Source organism: Paenibacillus wuxiensis (assembly GCF_040195695.1).
Taxonomy (GTDB): Bacteria; Bacillota; Bacilli; order Paenibacillales; family Paenibacillaceae; genus Paenibacillus_B; species Paenibacillus_B suaedae.
On the sequence record NZ_JBEFZI010000003.1, the window covers coordinates 307,528 to 323,893 of the forward strand.

Annotated in this window: 15 protein-coding genes; 6 read left to right on the top strand and 9 right to left on the bottom strand. The window is 48.2% G+C overall.

Annotated features, from left to right (window positions below; translation table 11 throughout):
- The first annotated feature begins 623 nt into the window (after nucleotides 1-623).
- Complete coding sequence (locus tag ABN764_RS07655; RefSeq protein ID WP_446671468.1) at nucleotides 624-2,057, top strand: erythromycin esterase family protein; 1,434 nt, start codon at nucleotides 624-626, stop codon at nucleotides 2,055-2,057.
- A gap of 114 nt (nucleotides 2,058-2,171) precedes the next feature.
- Nucleotides 2,172-3,605, top strand: coding sequence for an erythromycin esterase family protein (locus tag ABN764_RS07660; protein WP_446671469.1), 1,434 nt, complete (start codon nucleotides 2,172-2,174; stop codon nucleotides 3,603-3,605).
- 94 nt (nucleotides 3,606-3,699) lie between these two features.
- Here ABN764_RS07660 and ABN764_RS07665 read toward each other — a convergent pair whose 3' ends face one another.
- The 4 genes from ABN764_RS07665 to ABN764_RS07680 all read right to left on the bottom strand — a co-directional run bounded on the left by ABN764_RS07665 (nucleotide 3,700) and on the right by ABN764_RS07680 (nucleotide 7,838).
- Nucleotides 3,700-5,448, bottom strand: a complete 1,749-nt coding sequence (locus tag ABN764_RS07665) for a sensor domain-containing diguanylate cyclase (protein WP_446671470.1) — start codon at nucleotides 5,446-5,448, stop codon at nucleotides 3,700-3,702.
- 253 nt (nucleotides 5,449-5,701) lie between these two features.
- Nucleotides 5,702-5,896, bottom strand: coding sequence for a hypothetical protein (locus tag ABN764_RS07670; protein ID WP_446671471.1), 195 nt, complete (start codon nucleotides 5,894-5,896; stop codon nucleotides 5,702-5,704).
- 157 nt (nucleotides 5,897-6,053) lie between these two features.
- Nucleotides 6,054-7,553 (bottom strand): DEAD/DEAH box helicase, encoded by a 1,500-nt coding sequence (locus tag ABN764_RS07675; protein WP_446671472.1) that lies wholly within the window; start codon nucleotides 7,551-7,553, stop codon nucleotides 6,054-6,056.
- Between the two features lie 63 nt (nucleotides 7,554-7,616).
- Complete coding sequence (locus ABN764_RS07680; protein ID WP_021257296.1) at nucleotides 7,617-7,838, bottom strand: YwbE family protein; 222 nt, start codon at nucleotides 7,836-7,838, stop codon at nucleotides 7,617-7,619.
- A 175-nt stretch (nucleotides 7,839-8,013) separates the two neighbouring features.
- On the opposite strand from ABN764_RS07680, the gene ABN764_RS07685 reads away from it, so the two are divergent.
- The 3 genes from ABN764_RS07685 (at nucleotide 8,014) to ABN764_RS07695 (ending at nucleotide 10,075) form a co-directional block, all read left to right on the top strand.
- A complete protein-coding gene (locus ABN764_RS07685) occupies nucleotides 8,014-8,502 on the top strand; it encodes a hypothetical protein (protein WP_446671473.1) in 489 nt (162 codons plus the stop codon).
- A gap of 222 nt (nucleotides 8,503-8,724) precedes the next feature.
- Nucleotides 8,725-8,973, top strand: a complete 249-nt coding sequence (locus ABN764_RS07690; RefSeq protein ID WP_268624171.1) for an SDR family NAD(P)-dependent oxidoreductase — start codon at nucleotides 8,725-8,727, stop codon at nucleotides 8,971-8,973.
- Between the two features lie 145 nt (nucleotides 8,974-9,118).
- Nucleotides 9,119-10,075: a cation diffusion facilitator family transporter gene (locus ABN764_RS07695; protein WP_446671474.1), complete on the top strand. Its 957-nt coding sequence runs from the start codon at nucleotides 9,119-9,121 to the stop codon at nucleotides 10,073-10,075.
- A gap of 105 nt (nucleotides 10,076-10,180) precedes the next feature.
- On the opposite strand, the gene ABN764_RS07700 is transcribed toward ABN764_RS07695, so the two are convergent.
- The 3 genes from ABN764_RS07700 to ABN764_RS07710 all read right to left on the bottom strand — a co-directional run bounded on the left by ABN764_RS07700 (nucleotide 10,181) and on the right by ABN764_RS07710 (nucleotide 13,770).
- A complete protein-coding gene (locus tag ABN764_RS07700; protein WP_446671475.1) occupies nucleotides 10,181-12,115 on the bottom strand; it encodes a M48 family metallopeptidase in 1,935 nt (644 codons plus the stop codon).
- A 67-nt stretch (nucleotides 12,116-12,182) separates the two neighbouring features.
- Nucleotides 12,183-12,473, bottom strand: coding sequence for a hypothetical protein (locus ABN764_RS07705; protein ID WP_021257301.1), 291 nt, complete (start codon nucleotides 12,471-12,473; stop codon nucleotides 12,183-12,185).
- Between the two features lie 40 nt (nucleotides 12,474-12,513).
- Nucleotides 12,514-13,770, bottom strand: a complete 1,257-nt coding sequence (locus ABN764_RS07710) for a lipase family protein (RefSeq protein WP_446671476.1) — start codon at nucleotides 13,768-13,770, stop codon at nucleotides 12,514-12,516.
- Between the two features lie 149 nt (nucleotides 13,771-13,919).
- Here ABN764_RS07710 and ABN764_RS07715 point away from each other — a divergent pair, with 149 nt between their 5' ends.
- Complete coding sequence (locus ABN764_RS07715; RefSeq protein ID WP_446671477.1) at nucleotides 13,920-14,165, top strand: hypothetical protein; 246 nt, start codon at nucleotides 13,920-13,922, stop codon at nucleotides 14,163-14,165.
- A 91-nt stretch (nucleotides 14,166-14,256) separates the two neighbouring features.
- On the opposite strand, the gene ABN764_RS07720 is transcribed toward ABN764_RS07715, so the two are convergent.
- Nucleotides 14,257-14,898 carry a hypothetical protein gene (locus ABN764_RS07720; protein ID WP_446671478.1) on the bottom strand — a complete coding sequence of 214 codons (642 nt, stop codon included), beginning with the start codon at nucleotides 14,896-14,898 and terminating at the stop codon, nucleotides 14,257-14,259.
- Between the two features lie 327 nt (nucleotides 14,899-15,225).
- Nucleotides 15,226-16,302: a LacI family DNA-binding transcriptional regulator gene (locus ABN764_RS07725; protein WP_446671479.1), complete on the bottom strand. Its 1,077-nt coding sequence runs from the start codon at nucleotides 16,300-16,302 to the stop codon at nucleotides 15,226-15,228.
- Nucleotides 16,303-16,366: the final 64 nt, after the last annotated feature.

Sequence of the window (16,366 nt, forward strand, 5' to 3'; positions counted from 1 at the left end):
TTGTACATTTATTCGTTTTTAGGTCACATATATTCCAATATAACACAGAAAATTAGCCAGATAACCCAGCTAAATACGAACATTATGTTTATCATCCAATTTCATCACAAGCCGAGTAAGCCCATCTTTACCAATTGTGACTAAATGAATCAACGATCTATATAAGTGTTCCCTTCCTTGAGAGAGAGATTCTTCAATGCTTGCCTGCTCCCCTTATGGATAGTATGTCTACAATTGGAGTCCTCACATTCTTCAAACACCGTTTTTCCGGGGCATTCCGACAATGTCCACATAAAATCATCATTTCTATTCATCCCCCAAACTGCTCCATTCATCCCAGAAGCTGCTCTATTCAAGCAGAATATACGGCAATTGCCTTCCATTTAGGATATGCTTGGATCATCAACGACACGAGAGGAGCCCGGGAGTTTATGAACAAGACTACAACGAAGATGGGTCTGCAATTTTTGCTTGCTTGCGGAGTATCAATACTTGTCGTATACGTCATCAAACATATGGCTTAAACCAATCTATTCCTGCTACAATCATATTCACCGGTATTTCCCGGAAAATAGTATCAGTTTACATACTCATCACTATAAATCGTAAGGAGACATCATTTTATGAAATCATTTTCGACGACTTGGAAACGAAAAAGCATTCCTGTATTGTTTGCATCCGTCATTGCATTAGGCTCAATGCTTAGTTGGCAGTCAACTGTACATGGACAAGCCGCAACAGCAGCAACTAGCATGCAAAGCACAACAATTGCCGGAACATCTTCAACAAAATTTACAGAGGATTGGCACAAATGGATTAAAAATAATGCTTATACATTAGATACCATCACCCCAGAGAGCACGAAAGACGGGGCCGTCACAGGCGAGCGTTTCAAAGACTTGGACATGCTGAAACCGCTTTTGTCGGATAAACGCATCGTATACTTGGGCGAAAGCTCTCATGGTGTAGGTGAATTCAATTCCGCCAAGACACGATTAATTCAATTTCTCCATCAGGAGCTTGGGTTCAATGTCATCGCCTTCGAATCACCGCTCGGTAATGCAGCAACCGCGTTCGGCAATGTAAAGACAAGCGAGGCGGAGCAATTGATGAAGAAATCCGTATTTCCACAATGGTGGGCTAAAGAAACGACTCCATTGTTCCAATACATCCAAGATTCACAGTCAACGGAAACGCCGATTAAGCTTGCTGGATTTGACATGCAATCCTTGGGACCATTTCTCAACGGAGAGATCCTGAAGGATGAAAAGCTAGCAACGCAATTTGCTGAAACCGAGAAGAAGCTGTTCCGCTGGACCAATTCCGAAGACCTTGCTGCTTACTCCGCAGTGAAGCCGGAATTGCAAAAGCTTTACAAAGACGTTAAGACAAAGGTTGCAGCCAACGAAGCTCAGTTGAAGGCCCTGTACCCGGACAATCCGCATATCGTTGCCATGGTGAACCGAACGCTGGATGACCGCCTTCGCGTCGTAGATGAGTACATCGAGCTGTCGATCAAGTCGAATATTGCTGCGCAGACTGGCGACTATGCAGTAGCGACGAAGATGATGGAATGGCGGGATAAGGCGATGGCCGACAATCTGCTCTGGCTGGCAACTGAAATCTATCCAATGGAAAAGATTATCGTCTGGGGACACAATGCCCATATCAGCAAGGCCGAATCTAAAATGGAGCAATCATTCATGCCTGTCGCAGGGCGATTCATGGGTGAACTTATGCAGGACTCGATGTTTGGTCCTTATAGCTACACGATTGGTCTCTATGCAGGAAGCGGAACTACCCATGACAATTTGGGCGAGCCGTTAGAGGTTCAACCGCTCCCGCCTAGCTCCATCGAATCCATTATGAAGACAGCTAATCAGCCGTATTCCTTCGTCGATATGCGCTATGCAATGAAAGGCTCTGGGACATCATGGATGGACGAGCCGCGTACCGCACTGTACTTCGGAGTGCTGCCAGAGGTATTCGTACCTCGCGAGCAATACGACGGGATTCTCTACATCGACAAGGTACAGCCGCCAACACCGATTAAGTAACAACTGCTTGCACCGATAGATGCATCGAACGATTGAATGAAACCGCAGCCGGCAAGCGAACAATGCAACACAATGAATCGCAGCTGCGATACCTAACACTTGGAGGACAATCCGATGAAATCAATAAAAGGCACATGGAAACGTCAAAGCCTATCTCTAGCTCTCGCTTCCGTTATCGCACTTGGTACAATGCTCTCCTTCGGAGCCCCTATACATGCTCAGGCTTCATCTGATAAGCAGGGAGATCAGCTGGAGCAAGCACGTACCAGCTCACAAACACGTGAAGATTGGAAGAACTGGCTGAGCGACAACGCAGTCTCACTGAATTCGATCAATCCTGAACAGACTGGATCAGACGCACGAATCGCACCCGAGAAATTTGCCGATTTAGAGGCCTTAAAGCCATTACTGCAAGACAAGCGAATCGTCTATTTGGGCGAGAGTTCACATGGGGCAGCTCAATACAACTCCGCCAAAACACGTCTCATTCAATATTTACATCAGGAACTTGGGTTCAATGTCATCGCCTTCGAGACGAACTTAGGCAATGCAGCCGGCGCTTATGGCAATGTAAGCTCGCAAAAGCCGATTGCGACAATGAAAGATTCCATATTCCGCATCTGGCAAGCACAAGAGACCGTGCCACTGTATCAATACATTCAAGATACGAAGCGTACCGATAAGCCGCTCACGCTGGCCGGCTACGATATGCAGCCGCAGGGCGTCATGTTCGCTGCTGATTGGATGGGCGATGCAAAGCTTGCCAAGCAGTTTCAGGAGATTGAACTAGCACTGGACGAATGGGAAATGAGCTCGGATCTGGAGGGGTATCAGAAGGTAAAACCAGGCTACTTGAAGCTGTATGAACAAATAAAAGCGACCATTCCAAAGCGTGAACAGGCGCTGCGCAAGCAGTTCCCGGACAACCCGCATATCGTACAGCTTGTACAACGCGCAATCGACAACCGAATTCAAATTGTTCGTGAATACATGGAACTGACAATTAAGTCTACTCTATATATGGAGGGCAAAAACCTCGATTATATGTCCATGATCCAATCGTGGGAGTATCGCGACCAAATGATGGCAGATAACTTGGTATGGCTCGCTGACAACGTCTATAAAAATGAGAAAATCATCGTATGGGCACACAACGGACATATTAGCAAGGCACATTCCAAAGAGTTCGGCATAGCATTGCCGCTTCGCAATATGGGCGAGATTATGCAAACAACCAAGTACAAAGACCAAGGATACGTGATGGGCTTATTCCTAGGTAAAGGACAGAACGCGCATGTCACACGCGAAATTTATGACGTACTTCCGCCTATGCCGCATTCTATAGAGGAACTTATGACAAGCATCGGCAAGCCCTACTCGTTCATCGATATGAGCCATGCTCCAGCCGTTCCAGGCACTACATGGATGTCGCAGCCAATGACGTCATACGTAACAGGCATCTCGCCAATAAGCAGCATTCCGAGCGAGCAATATGATGGCATCTTGTTCATCAACGATGTCACACCTCCAACTTACTTGGAAAAGTAACAAGCAGCCGCTATCTTGCTATACGCTGACAAGAGAGACACAGATACGAGCAACGCAAAAAAGGACGCGAAGACGTCCTTTTTCCACTTCTATTCTATGAGATCGCCACAATCAGACGATTCCGACCTCCCTGCTTCGCCCGGTACAGCTCCTGATCAGCCCTCGCAACCAGCATATGCGGCTCCGAATCATCAACATCCTCAATGCTGCACGAAGCCGCGCCAAGCGAGCAGGTAACGACATGGCTAGCATCTGAATCGGCGTGCGGAATCCCGAGCGATTCCACGCGAACTCGAATCTGCTCTCCGATAAGCTTCGCCGTCATTAAGTCCGTTAACGGCAAAATAACGCCGAACTCTTCCCCGCCGTATCTCGCGACAACGGCAAGCGGCGGCGTAACTACTTCCCGAATCGCCTGGGCGACTTGGTGCAAGCATTCATCCCCTGCCAGGTGGCCGTACGTATCGTTGTACCGCTTGAAGTAGTCGACATCCAGCATAATGAGCGATAGCGGCCCCCTCTGCTTTTTAACGCGTTCCCATTCCTGATTCATGATCTGATCGAAGTAGCGTCGATTATATACACCTGTCAGCCCATCAGTGTAAGAAAAGTCCGTCAGGAGGCGATTCGCCATTTGCAGCTTCTTGTTCGCTTCCTTCATCTGTTTTTCGGCTACAATTCGCTCCGTCACATCATGGAAATAAACGGACACCCCGTTGCGTGATGGAAATACACGATACTCCAACCATCTGCCATGCATCTTGTCGAACTCCGTGAACTCCCGAGGCTGCCCCTGATACATCACCTGATGACATATCTCATACAATTTCGTTTGATGCAAGTGCGGACTCACCTTCCATATAGAGAGCCCCTTGACAACACCGAAAATAAAGCCCAGATACTTCTCCGCTTCCTTGTTCATATAGGTATAGCACCACTGCTTGTCCACAGCAAGGAAGGCATCTGTAATGCTGTCGAGAATGACGACAACCCTCTCCTGCGAGTTGCGCAGCGCCTTCTGAGAATAGATCAGCCTTACATAGAGCCGATTCACTTGATAAAAAAAGACGAACAGCACCGCCGTCGCGGATAATAGTGAATTCAAGCACGCCACATACCAACCAAGGCTGAATTCCTTATCTGAAAATATGGCGAGCGTTACATCCAGAAAGAATGTAAACACCGAGACCAGCAGCCACAGGTGAAGCAAGCTTTTTCCCCGGGTTGTCAGGAATAAAAATAGACACGCCGCGAAGTTGATTGACCAGACAATCGGGCCTACTCCAGTAGGAATGAGCTGTTGATATCCTTCATCCTGAATCAGCACTGGCAGCACATCTTGATACCCGATCAACACATACGTAATAAGTCCGACGAGCACAATGACGATCGCGAATATTTTTATCGCTGTTGCGTATTCATGACGCACCGACGAACGTGAATTCTTTTTGCGCAAGCTTGACGTATACAAAATGATTCCTGCGGGATAGCCGACATGCCAGCACACCCAGAACCACATCGACGTTTGCACACTGACATCCAGTATTTCCTCTTCTGCAAATACGCCTGGAGAGGTTAGCATATGCGGAATCATGATCAAGCCCGTAAAGAGGAACGTTGCGGACAGAATAAGTACCGGCTTATGCCTAGTCGCGTGAAATTGGATGTATAGCAAATGAGATGTCAAAAGATTCCCGAACAATATCCATGCAATAAATACCGGAAAGAAAACCGCTGTCTTCCACAGCGGCATTGATGCATATGGTAATACTAGAAGAGCGAAAACCAGCATCACTGAGCCAATAATCATAGCTTTCCATTTCTGTTTGGACACAGTTGGCATGTTTATCAAGCTTCTCAGTGGGTCACGCATGCGATGCATGGATTATTCTCAACCTTTCCGCCTAACGCTTGTACGTTCCGTTATCTTGTTACTTACTATAGTAACATATTTTCATAGGGAGGAAGTCTTTCATGTGGGATAGGAAACTCTCCCCCTGAAGGGGAGCATGATTTCAAACGGGGATACGAGCAATAACTTGCATTAGGCATGAGGCATATGGCAGAGAAAGGTGCGGGAAGTATGAAAAAACGATTTATTTAGGCTCTACATAAATATTTATTTGGGACACACCCTCTTTGACATAGACAAATTCCGTTTTTGCCAGCGTGTATTCCTTATTATTTAAAACAATGCTTTGAATGTCCTTTATTACCGAAGCCCAAGTAATCTCTCCGTTGAAGGGTTCAATAATTTTGCTCCCGTTTAGATTACAAAAATTAATATTCACCTGACACCCATCCTTTTTTATCGTTTATATACTTGCAACTAGTATTGCGAAAGAAATACTTTTTAATACACCCGGTTCGATGTAAAGCGGGTCAAGCAAACGTAAAAAAACGACCGGTTTCCCGGTCGCCTTTAGTTTATAAAAATAGTTTATTTAGCTATCGTGAACGACGTCCGCCGCCACGACCGGATGAACGACCTCCACCTTGGCTCGAACGGCCGCTGGATTGGCCACCAGACTTGCCGCGGCTCTCTTGGCGACCAGCGCCTTGGCTTGACTGCGAACGAGAACTACGGCCCTGGCCTCGTCCGTCGCGCGCACTGCTGCGTCCTCCATGGCCTTCATTTCTCGCTTCACGCCGTCCGCTACGGCCACCCGCATCACTGCCTTGCTTGCCGCGAGCAGCACCGCGTCCACCTCGACCTGCACCTTGACCACGTGCATCCTTCGCGTCGCTTCGTGTTCCACGACTATTGCCGCGTCCACCACGTCCGGAACTGCGTTCATTGTCTGACTTCTTGCCACGACCAGTCCGAAAATCGCCAGCAACCTCAGTGTGCTCCCCATCTTGATTACGACGCTCCAGCTTCTGTCCGATGCCGCGCTCGATCAGCTCCACAGCCATACGATCTCTAGGAGAAGCGAATGTGATCGCGATCCCTTGCGCACCTGCGCGGCCTGTACGGCCAATGCGGTGGATATAGCTCTCTGCATCCTGAGGGACATCATAGTTGAACACATGTGTAATACCCTCTACATCCAGCCCTCGTGCCGCAACATCCGTCGCGACAAGCAGTTGCATCTTCACCTTGCGGAAGCGTTCCATAACCTGCTCCCGCTTCGACTGCGACAAGTCGCCATGCAGTTCGTCCGAATCATAGCCCATTTCAAGCAATTCTTCATTCAGCTTGCTTGCTCTGCGCTTCGTCCGGCAGAAAATAATGGCTTGATAAGGGCGATGCTCATCAATAAGCTTGCACAGAGTCGCCTGCTTGGCACGATCTGTCGTTTGCACGACAATCTGCTTCACGTTCTTCACGGTAATACGCTCGCTCTGCACATGGATATCAATCGGACTGCGCATAAATCGCTCAGCCAAGCGTCTTACATTCACTGGCATAGTAGCAGAGAACAGCAGCGTCTGGCGATTCGTTGGAATCTGGCGAATAATTTCCTCCACTTCCCCAAGGAAGCCCATATGAAGCATTTGATCCGCCTCATCCAATACCAATGTCTTCACTTTCGACAGCGAGATTGTCCCGCGTCTCAGATGATCAAGCAATCGACCTGGCGTTCCGATGACAAGCTGACGACCGCCCTGGAGCTTGCGCATTTGACGTTCTACATCTTGTCCACCGTATACAGCAAGCACGTTCACGCCTTCATAAGCCTCGATAAGCTTCTTCGCTTCTGCCGTAATTTGCAGAGCCAGCTCTCGTGTAGGTGCAACAATCAATGCCTGAACATGTGTTGAACTTGCATCAATGCGTTGAATAATTGGCAGCAGGAAGGCCAGCGTCTTGCCTGTCCCCGTCTGTGCCTGAGATACAACATCTTCTCCCGACAGTACGACCGGAATCGTCTTAGCCTGAACCGGTGTTGGCACCGCAATTCCATGTTGATTCAATGTGTGCACCAATTGCTCCGTTACTCCCAATTGTGCGAATCCTCGTTGATTTAAGCCCGTCAGACAGGCCACCCCATTTCTGTATAATTCAATCTAGTCCCTATCTTGTGATGATGTATGGAAAATCGACTTCACTCTGCCTACTTGTCCATCCTGCAGGCGTACCTTGATGCCGTGCGGATGAGATGGAGAATTCGTCAGAATATCCTTCACGATACCTCTTGTCGTCTTGCCCGTACGCTGATCCTGCTTCAGCACAATATCCACCTCAAGACCAGCAAATATATGCTTTCGCTGCTGTCCATTCTGTTCCATGAAGACACTGCTCCTTGCTCATTCTATCCTTCGCTGCAAACTTGCAGTTGAACCGACTTCGCCGATATTTCCATGCATATGATCGACATCGGTATCCACATATTATACACGGAAACGTCCCTATGGTATAATGGACCATCAAGATCGATTCCATCGTATAAATTCAGGAGGTAACATGCTGACGTTTGGACAGAAACTAGCGGTTATCGAATCGTTCCCAGAGCTTGAGCGTAATAATGTATCACTGGGACGAGTGAACTTCCACTATGAAGACAGCATTGTGGAGAAGAAGACTGTCGTCTATCACCTGCATCCGAACGGCAACGGATTCGTCTATGCCGGCTATGTATCGAGTTATGATACAGATGCCAAAGGCATGGTCAACATCCGTGAATACTCGGAAGAGGAGCTTCGCAAGCTCATTCGCGCCTCCATTGATTCCATGTCGCCTGCTTCACAGGAGGCTGACGTCGAGATGGAAGACACTGCTGAAGAGAGCAGCAGAGAGCGCTATATCAATGACAACAACGAGACACTATGGCTCGAGTATGACTTTGAGTTGTGGAACATCTATGCGGGCGAGAGCCTGGAAATGACATTCGAGACGCGTGAGGAAGCAGAGGAGTACTTGCAAGAGGAAGGCTTCTCACCTGCAAATTCATAGCAGCCATCGAAGGGGGAAAGAAGTGCCGTACAGACTCAGGCAGCATCTTTCCCCTAACTTTATGATTTCTTGCATATTCAGCTTACTATATGCCTCCTTGCACTTCATGCATATCCAACCATGGATATCACTACCGTACACACTCACGCTTCACCTCTTTGTCAAACAGACAGGGGGAACGACGCTATCAAGCAATTCACTCATACATATAGAGTAGCCACCATGCGCAATCCCCATCAATCCTCCCGCCTAATGGAGGCAGAAGCACAGGGCGTTAAGCAGCGGATCAACATTCAAGCGCTCGATGCAACTGATTCGAATAGCATTGCCGCCACTGCACAATATATCCTTGACACGTATGGGAGCGTTCGTCTTCTCGTGAACAATGCTGGATTTGCAATAGCCGGAAATAAACGACTAGGACAAGGAGCAGCCTGTTTCCTTAATCGCACCAACATGCCCGATACGTAGTATGCGAACAAGCACAATTTATAAGAATGAAAATCAATTGTATTATCCATAAAACGTTCATTTGAGAAAAAAGCGAGGTATGGATACAATACATCATACTCATTCCTGTATGAGAATTTTACTTTAATTAAAAAGGATGGTCCATATGACTCACCACGACTACCACCATCTCAACCATGTGAAGGAACAAGTCACTTCGAAGCGTACATTGTGGATTACATTAGCCTTGACCCTATTCTTCACCATTGTTGAAATTGTGGGCGGGCTTCTGTCCAACTCACTTGCTCTCTTATCCGACTCTGCTCATATGATATCGGATGTTATCGCGTTAGGTCTCAGTATGACCGCCATTTACATGGCAACTCGGGAACCCAACCAGCGATATACGTTTGGCTATCTCCGATTCGAAATTATTGCATCCTTCCTAAATGGACTGGCTCTGATTGTGATTGCAATTGGAATCGTTGTCGAAGGTATTAAGCGGATGGTTCATCCGCAAGATGTTGATCTGCGGCTGATGCTGATTATCGCTACGATCGGCTTGATCGTAAATATTGTCCTGACGCTCGTATTGAGTCATAGCACGAAGGAAGAGGACAACCTGAATGTAAAGAGTGCCTTGTGGCACTTTATCGGTGACTTACTCAGCTCTGTAGGTGTTATTATATCGGCCATTCTCATCTATTTCACAGGACTGTACGTGTTGGATCCATTGATTAGTATGGTGATTGGAGCCATCATTTGCATTGGCGGCGCGAAAATCATTCGCGAATCCATCCTCATATTAATGGAGGCTGTCCCTGACAAATACGATCTGGAGGAAATACGTGCGGAAATGAACCATGTGGAAGGAGTAGAAGATGTCCATGAGCTTCATCTGTGGGCGGTATCCACCGATCACTATTCATTGACAGCGCATGTCTTCATCCGTGAGGATATTCAGCCCTTCTGCGTCATTCTGGCTATCAATCATATGCTTAAGGCGAAGTACGGCATTGAGCACACCACGATTCAAATTGAGCATCCTGCCATGCATGATCATGGTGAATATGGCAAGCAATTTTTGCAACAAGCGGGGAGCGCAGAAGCTAACCCAGTGTAAGAGATAAGCCTCGCGAGTATCCTAGTCGCCACAATGGAAAGCAGCCTGCCGAGTTACTGCTCAGCAAGCTGCTTTCTTTTTAGGATATAAGGGATATAAACAGCATCAACCGACTTCTTGCTCGCCTATATGACTTACATGATAAATATACGACCCAGGAATTGATTTCATCTGTTCGATCACACCATGATAGGTAGCGTAATCGATCATGTACACATAGGCCCCTGGTAAATCCAGTTCTTCCGCACATTTGTCCGTAAATTCGGAGAGCCACTCTGCCTCTTGGCCAGCAGCCTCCTGCGGTACGTCAACAACTACCCCATATAGGTACACTCCATATTGATCAGGGAAATGCTCCAATTTCTTCTGAACCAGATACGCTTCTTGGATGATAGGGATAGAAGCAAGCTTCTCTCTGGCATCCTTCAGCTCTTGCTCACTCAGCCCATGATGGATATAGGTGTTGTCCTGAAAGGTTAGATGCGTACGTTCCTCAATCGCATCCTTGTTCTCTTCCATCCAATCCATCGCGCGTTCCGCATAAGAATCAGCTTCATCATATCGCCCCATGTGAACCAGATAATTGTAGATCCACCGGCACATCTGATTCGTCCGGAACATATCCAGCTTCATCACTCGTTCAAGCAGATGAATTCCGCCTTCATCTAAATACTGCAAGCGGATGCGCCCTTCTTCTTGCAGCGGCTCAATCTGATCCACATACTCCTCATTAATACGTTCTAGAAGAGGAAGAGCTTCTTCGCCGCCATACAGCAATTCCGTTGTATGCGCATAGCGGCACCCCTGCTCGAAGCTCAGCTTGCCTTGCTGCTGGAGCTCTTGCTTCAGCTCTTCATGCTCCGCCCGTACCGGCGCATAATCGTGGTGTCGCTCTTGCCAGCTTGTTGCAATTTGTGCAATCCAGCGGTTGTCCACTTCTTCCAGCAGCACCTTGTACAAGCTGCCTAGAAAATATTCTGCCGCCGTAGAGCCGCTTAATGGTTCCCAAGAAGGAACATGAGGCGCCTCAGAAGACTGCTGAATCGCCTGCAGCCGATCCGACAAGGACGGGTGCGTGTCCGTCAGTCCCGTTCGTTCAGCTAGTGCCGCCTGCCCCCATTGCCGCACCGTACGTTCTGGAAGGCCCTCTTTCAAGAAACGTTCCAACGAAACGTAAATACGAGGAGGTTCCGATACGCGCTGTGCAGCCCGATACTGCTTCGGCCAAAATACTTCCGACAAATAAGCGCCTAACACATGGACCTTATACAGGGAGGAGACCGTTACTTCAGCGCCAGCCAGCTGCACTGAGGCGCGGTCTGCACTATATTCGTTCGCCCGCCGCAGTACGAATGTATATGCGGAGTAGTAAGGATAGAACTTGTTAAAGAATTTCTTGAACAACCCTGTACCGAACTGATTTTTCTCCTCCAGCTTCCCTACAATCGTTCCCCATGTCTTCACGACCCGGTATACCCAGCCTGAGAACCGGCTGTCACCGCCAGACAAATGGCCAAGCTCATGCGCGATTGTCGAACGGAACTCTTCTGGCGTAGAGGCCATCATGTAAGGCAATCCAACAATCAATATATTTTTGTGCCAACCAAACATACCTAAGCGAGGATGCTGCAGCATCGCAGCATTGAATTGTTCATCTACGATGATGCTGTCCACGCGAGGGGCCTTTAATTCACGCGCCATTCGATCGACCTCTGCATACAGTTCCGGCACTTCCGAACGCAACAATACGCGCCCTTCCGGCTGCTCGAAGCGAACCCATAATGAACGTAGAATAATAAGCGCAAGCGGAATAAGAATAATGAATAGCTTCACTTCACCCGCATTGACTCGTCCAGTGGAGATGGAATACCAGATGAGACCGCCTACTAAACCAAGCAGAATTGCTAAAATGAGATAAATATAGCTGAATCCAAGCACTGTTAATCCAAGTACGCGCAGCTTGTATGCTTGCGGAGAGCGCTTCGCGGACTTCTCTAGACGTTCGATGAGAGCTGCGAACTTCTCGTAATCGACTTCCATTCTGTTATGCACCTGCTTCTTATGTAGTCATACATACGATATCTATCATGCTGCTTCCTTCAACCCTTCACATCCAGCGTACTGAAGCCGCAGACTGATCCGCACGTTCCATATCCTGAATATACCGGAGCAGCTCTTGCTGACGCTCCGTCAGGAGGCGCCTTCGCATGACAAGCTCTGATTGGAATTTGCTTAACCGTTGCTTCATCTCATCAGCAGAGATACCAACCCAATCCTGAAGCCTCGCAAGCTGCTGCTGAACATACTGCTCATTGCGCTCTAGCAGTTCTGCCAACTGACCAATCTGCTTGTGCGCTTGGCGCAAATCATTCAATTCGACCAGGATACGGTCGTTCATCATATTCCCTCCTTTGCTTCTCGACCTTCCATTCATTTCATTAAGCCAAATCAGCTGCCTTGAACTCATTGGCCTTGCGATCAATATAGCCTGCAAGCTCCTGCACTGCAGTCGCATACCATTCCGTCATCTGCGTAAGTTCTTGCGTGGTGTTCTCTGCTATCGATACGATGCGCTTGCTCTGACTCGTATGAATCAACTTCGTAATACTGCCAACTGCCGAGCCCGCCTGATCATGGAATTGTCCAGCATGCTGCTCTAGCGTTCGCGCCACACTGCTGAGCTCTTCGGGGCGAAGCGCAATCAGCTTGCCTCCACCTAGTCCCCCCATGGCCGCGCTTAACGCAGCTTGAACGAGCCCCCCGCCTAATGACATCCCCGCAAGAAGAACGGAATCACCTTCAAGCAGCGCACGCGGCGAAATCGTCAATTTTTCCCCTGTCGCCCGATTGATCAGCTCATTCTTGATATCGCCATCCTTATTGAACTTGTATTGATCCAAGGAATGAAAATTTTTATCGCCGGATATGGTATCAATAAACCGTTTAATTCGTCCCTTAATACCCTTGTATTCGCTATTCGCGGTCTTAAAATCTTCGCCAAGATAATACGTTGAGCCAACATGGCTATCATACTCTTTGAGCGGTCCCGCTCCTATCGAATCGCTCGGGTGCACATAATTGATAATCTTGTCGTCAAACTCTCCATTTTTGGCCTTTTCCGCTAATTTGTCAGGCAGCAGATTCGTTACGCTTGGTGCACTGTACGTTACCGCACCAACACTATTTTTAGCGCCAGCATACTGCGCCAAGCCGCCGCCAAGGGAGTGTCCGGTCAACGTAACCTCATATTCGGGATACTCCTCCTTCACCTGCCTCACGAGCACATCAGCTTGCCGGAACTGATTATGCTTGTAGTCATGTATATCTTGCTCCATATTTTTCCTCGGGTCTAGGTACGAGAGAATTATATTTTCCCTGGAACTGAATCGTTCCTCCAAATCCTTCGCCTTGCCGAGAACAACATCATTTAAATCCGTCTTGAAATCAGGTAGTGAACGATCAAGGCTTGATGACCCTTCTGTACCTCGAAATCCAACAACTACTTGCTTCGTATCCTTATTGCGGAACACGACTGCATCGAATCCAGATTCAGAATCATGCAGCATCGTGCCCTTCGGCTCAACAACCTCCCACGAGCCACTTGCGCCATCATATGCGCCAGGTGGAACCTTATCATAAGCTGAACTGGACATTTTCCAATAATCTTCATCTGATATGCGTGTTTTTTGGGCCATAGGATCTCCTGTCTTTTCATTTTTTGGTATCTATCATACAATATTATAAAAATACTTCCTGTAGGAGTGAAGACGTTATGCAAAAAAATGTCCGCTATACAGGTTTTTTGATTCTCATTTTTGCAATCTTAATAGGATGTGAAGCCGCTATGAACCCTGAACAAAAGCAAGCAGCTGTTCAACAAGCAATGGCAACAGGAACTGAATATTTTAAGGACAAATACGGTTTGGAGACGGAATGGACAGAGCATCAATTCCAGCCTGAGCATGCCTCCAGTCACATTGCGTTATACGGGCATGTCAAGGATAAGCCTGAGGACAACATTTACATTCTTATCAATTACAAGACGTTCGAAGTGATCAGTTCGGTGCACCCGAAGGAAGAAATTTCATAAAAATAAAAAGTAGATTCAACTTGAATCTACCTGAACCGATGCACAAAGAACCCTCATCATGAGGGTTCTTCCCTTATCAGTAAGCTCATATTTACAACGCCACAGAAATGCCGCCCCATTCCAATTCCTCTTGGTAGACAGGCTGTACCAGATTGCGCAAATCACCCTTAAATACAAGCTCCAGCAGCTCGGAGCTGCGGAAATTATCGGGCTCTACAGCTGCCGCAGGCTTACCGACGACGTTCAGGCCGCATTCCTCGAATAGCGAAGCGACGAATTGAGAACAGAAAAATGCCTTCTCCCGCTCAACCTGCAGCTTGAATGGAATGCCTAGCACACCAAGCAAGTTATACGAATATTTAGCTTCATTGAACATCATGGTGATGATGCGGGCACGAATCATATGGTATTGCGCAGCATTCACCATACAACGGTACATGGCGCATATCGTCGGCTTACCGTCGGCACGCAGTAGATCACGCTCTACCTCTTCACGCATGAAGCCTGCTGTTAACGGATTTCGGGAAGGCTTCTGTCCGAAGCTATATACTTCCCGCAACGCCGGATCGAAGGCTATAGATACATGATTCAGCGGTGCCTTGGTGTACATTCGAATAAGCTTAGAAAACAGTGTTCCTGTATCGGTCAGTACGATATAAATCGGATACCTCTTCACATCACCCTGTTCTGTGCCCGTTCCCGCATTGATTGTGCTGTCCATCCATCCACCCATGCTACATTCGCCCCTATCGCTCTCTGTTTTGCTGTTAGTTCCATTTTATATATTGGTCATCTATTCCAACACGTGCTGGCGACGGGTTCTGAACTGGACTTTCGTCGGGTGAGCGCATCCAACCTGCTATTGACTCTCAGATTTACCTGAAAAGCAGCCACCACTCACTCCTTATTAGCGGATTCATCCACAATGTATGACCGTCCCTTCCATTATTTTCGTGAATATGCATTTTTAGATCCCTCCATGTACACAAAAGGAGCCTAATTCCTAAGAATTAGACTCCTTCACCGTTCCAGGTATACCATTGCCATTGTGTTCTACATCTTAACGCAGTCTGGCAGCTGGCCCGCAGCTCTCCCGCACGATCAGCTCTGTTGGTATCATAACCTTCTTGCCAATGATCCGCTGCTTCTCCAGCCGCTCCATCATGAGCTCCAGCGCCGTATCCCCGATACAGTCACTATGAAGTCTTACTGTGGTAAGCGCAGGGGTCATGAATTGAGCAACCGCAATATCATTGAAGCCAACCACACTGATATCCTCCGGCACTCGCATGCCGTGCTCCTGAATGGCCCGAATCGCACCGATTGCCATAGAGTCATTCGCCGCAAGGACGGCGGTACAGCCGCGCCCAGATGCAATTAGCTCCTTCGTCAAACGGTAGCCATCCTCGGCTGAGAAGGTTCCGACACGCACCAAGGATGAATCGAAGATTCCCGCTTCCTTCATCCACCTCTCGTAGGCGACCTCGCGCCGATCCGCTATCGAGGCTCCGTCCAGCACGTCTCTTCCGCCTACATACGCAATACGCTCATGTCCTAATGCACGAATATGCACCAGTGCCTGATCTACAGCATCATGCAGATCGACCGTCACAATATCCGATTTGCGATCCCAAGGGACATCATCCACATATACGATTGGAGAGGAGGAGCGCTGGAGTTCATGCAGCTGGCCTGACCCAATCGGCCCAACCACGATGAACCCCGATGCAGCAGAAGCAGGAAGGGAGCGTTCTCCCTTCTTCCCTACCTCTACAAGCTGCACGCCTCGCTCCCGAGCTGCTTCTTCTATCGCAAGCCGCACCGTTAAATAATACGGATCATTCAGCTCCTCACTCTTGTCATAGGTCATGACAATTCCGATCGTGTTCTGACTCGCCCTGATTTGCACAGGAGCAGGCGGTTCCGCTATCGGCACGGGCATCGAAGGCTCCGGCGCAGCCATCTCCATCGTCCGCTTCTTCCGCTTGTACTTGTTATAGCCGAGCTCTTCAGTCGTTTCCATAATGCGGCGCCGCGTCTCGTCTGATACCGACAATGTCTCATCGAAGTTCAGCACGCGAGACACCGTGGATATCGACACACCAGCCCGCTCCGCAATTTGTTTCAGGGTAGCCATTTCGCCCTCCAATCGTGATGCGTCGCCAGCAATCCGTCATTCCGTCATTCTTTCATTTCCTTAC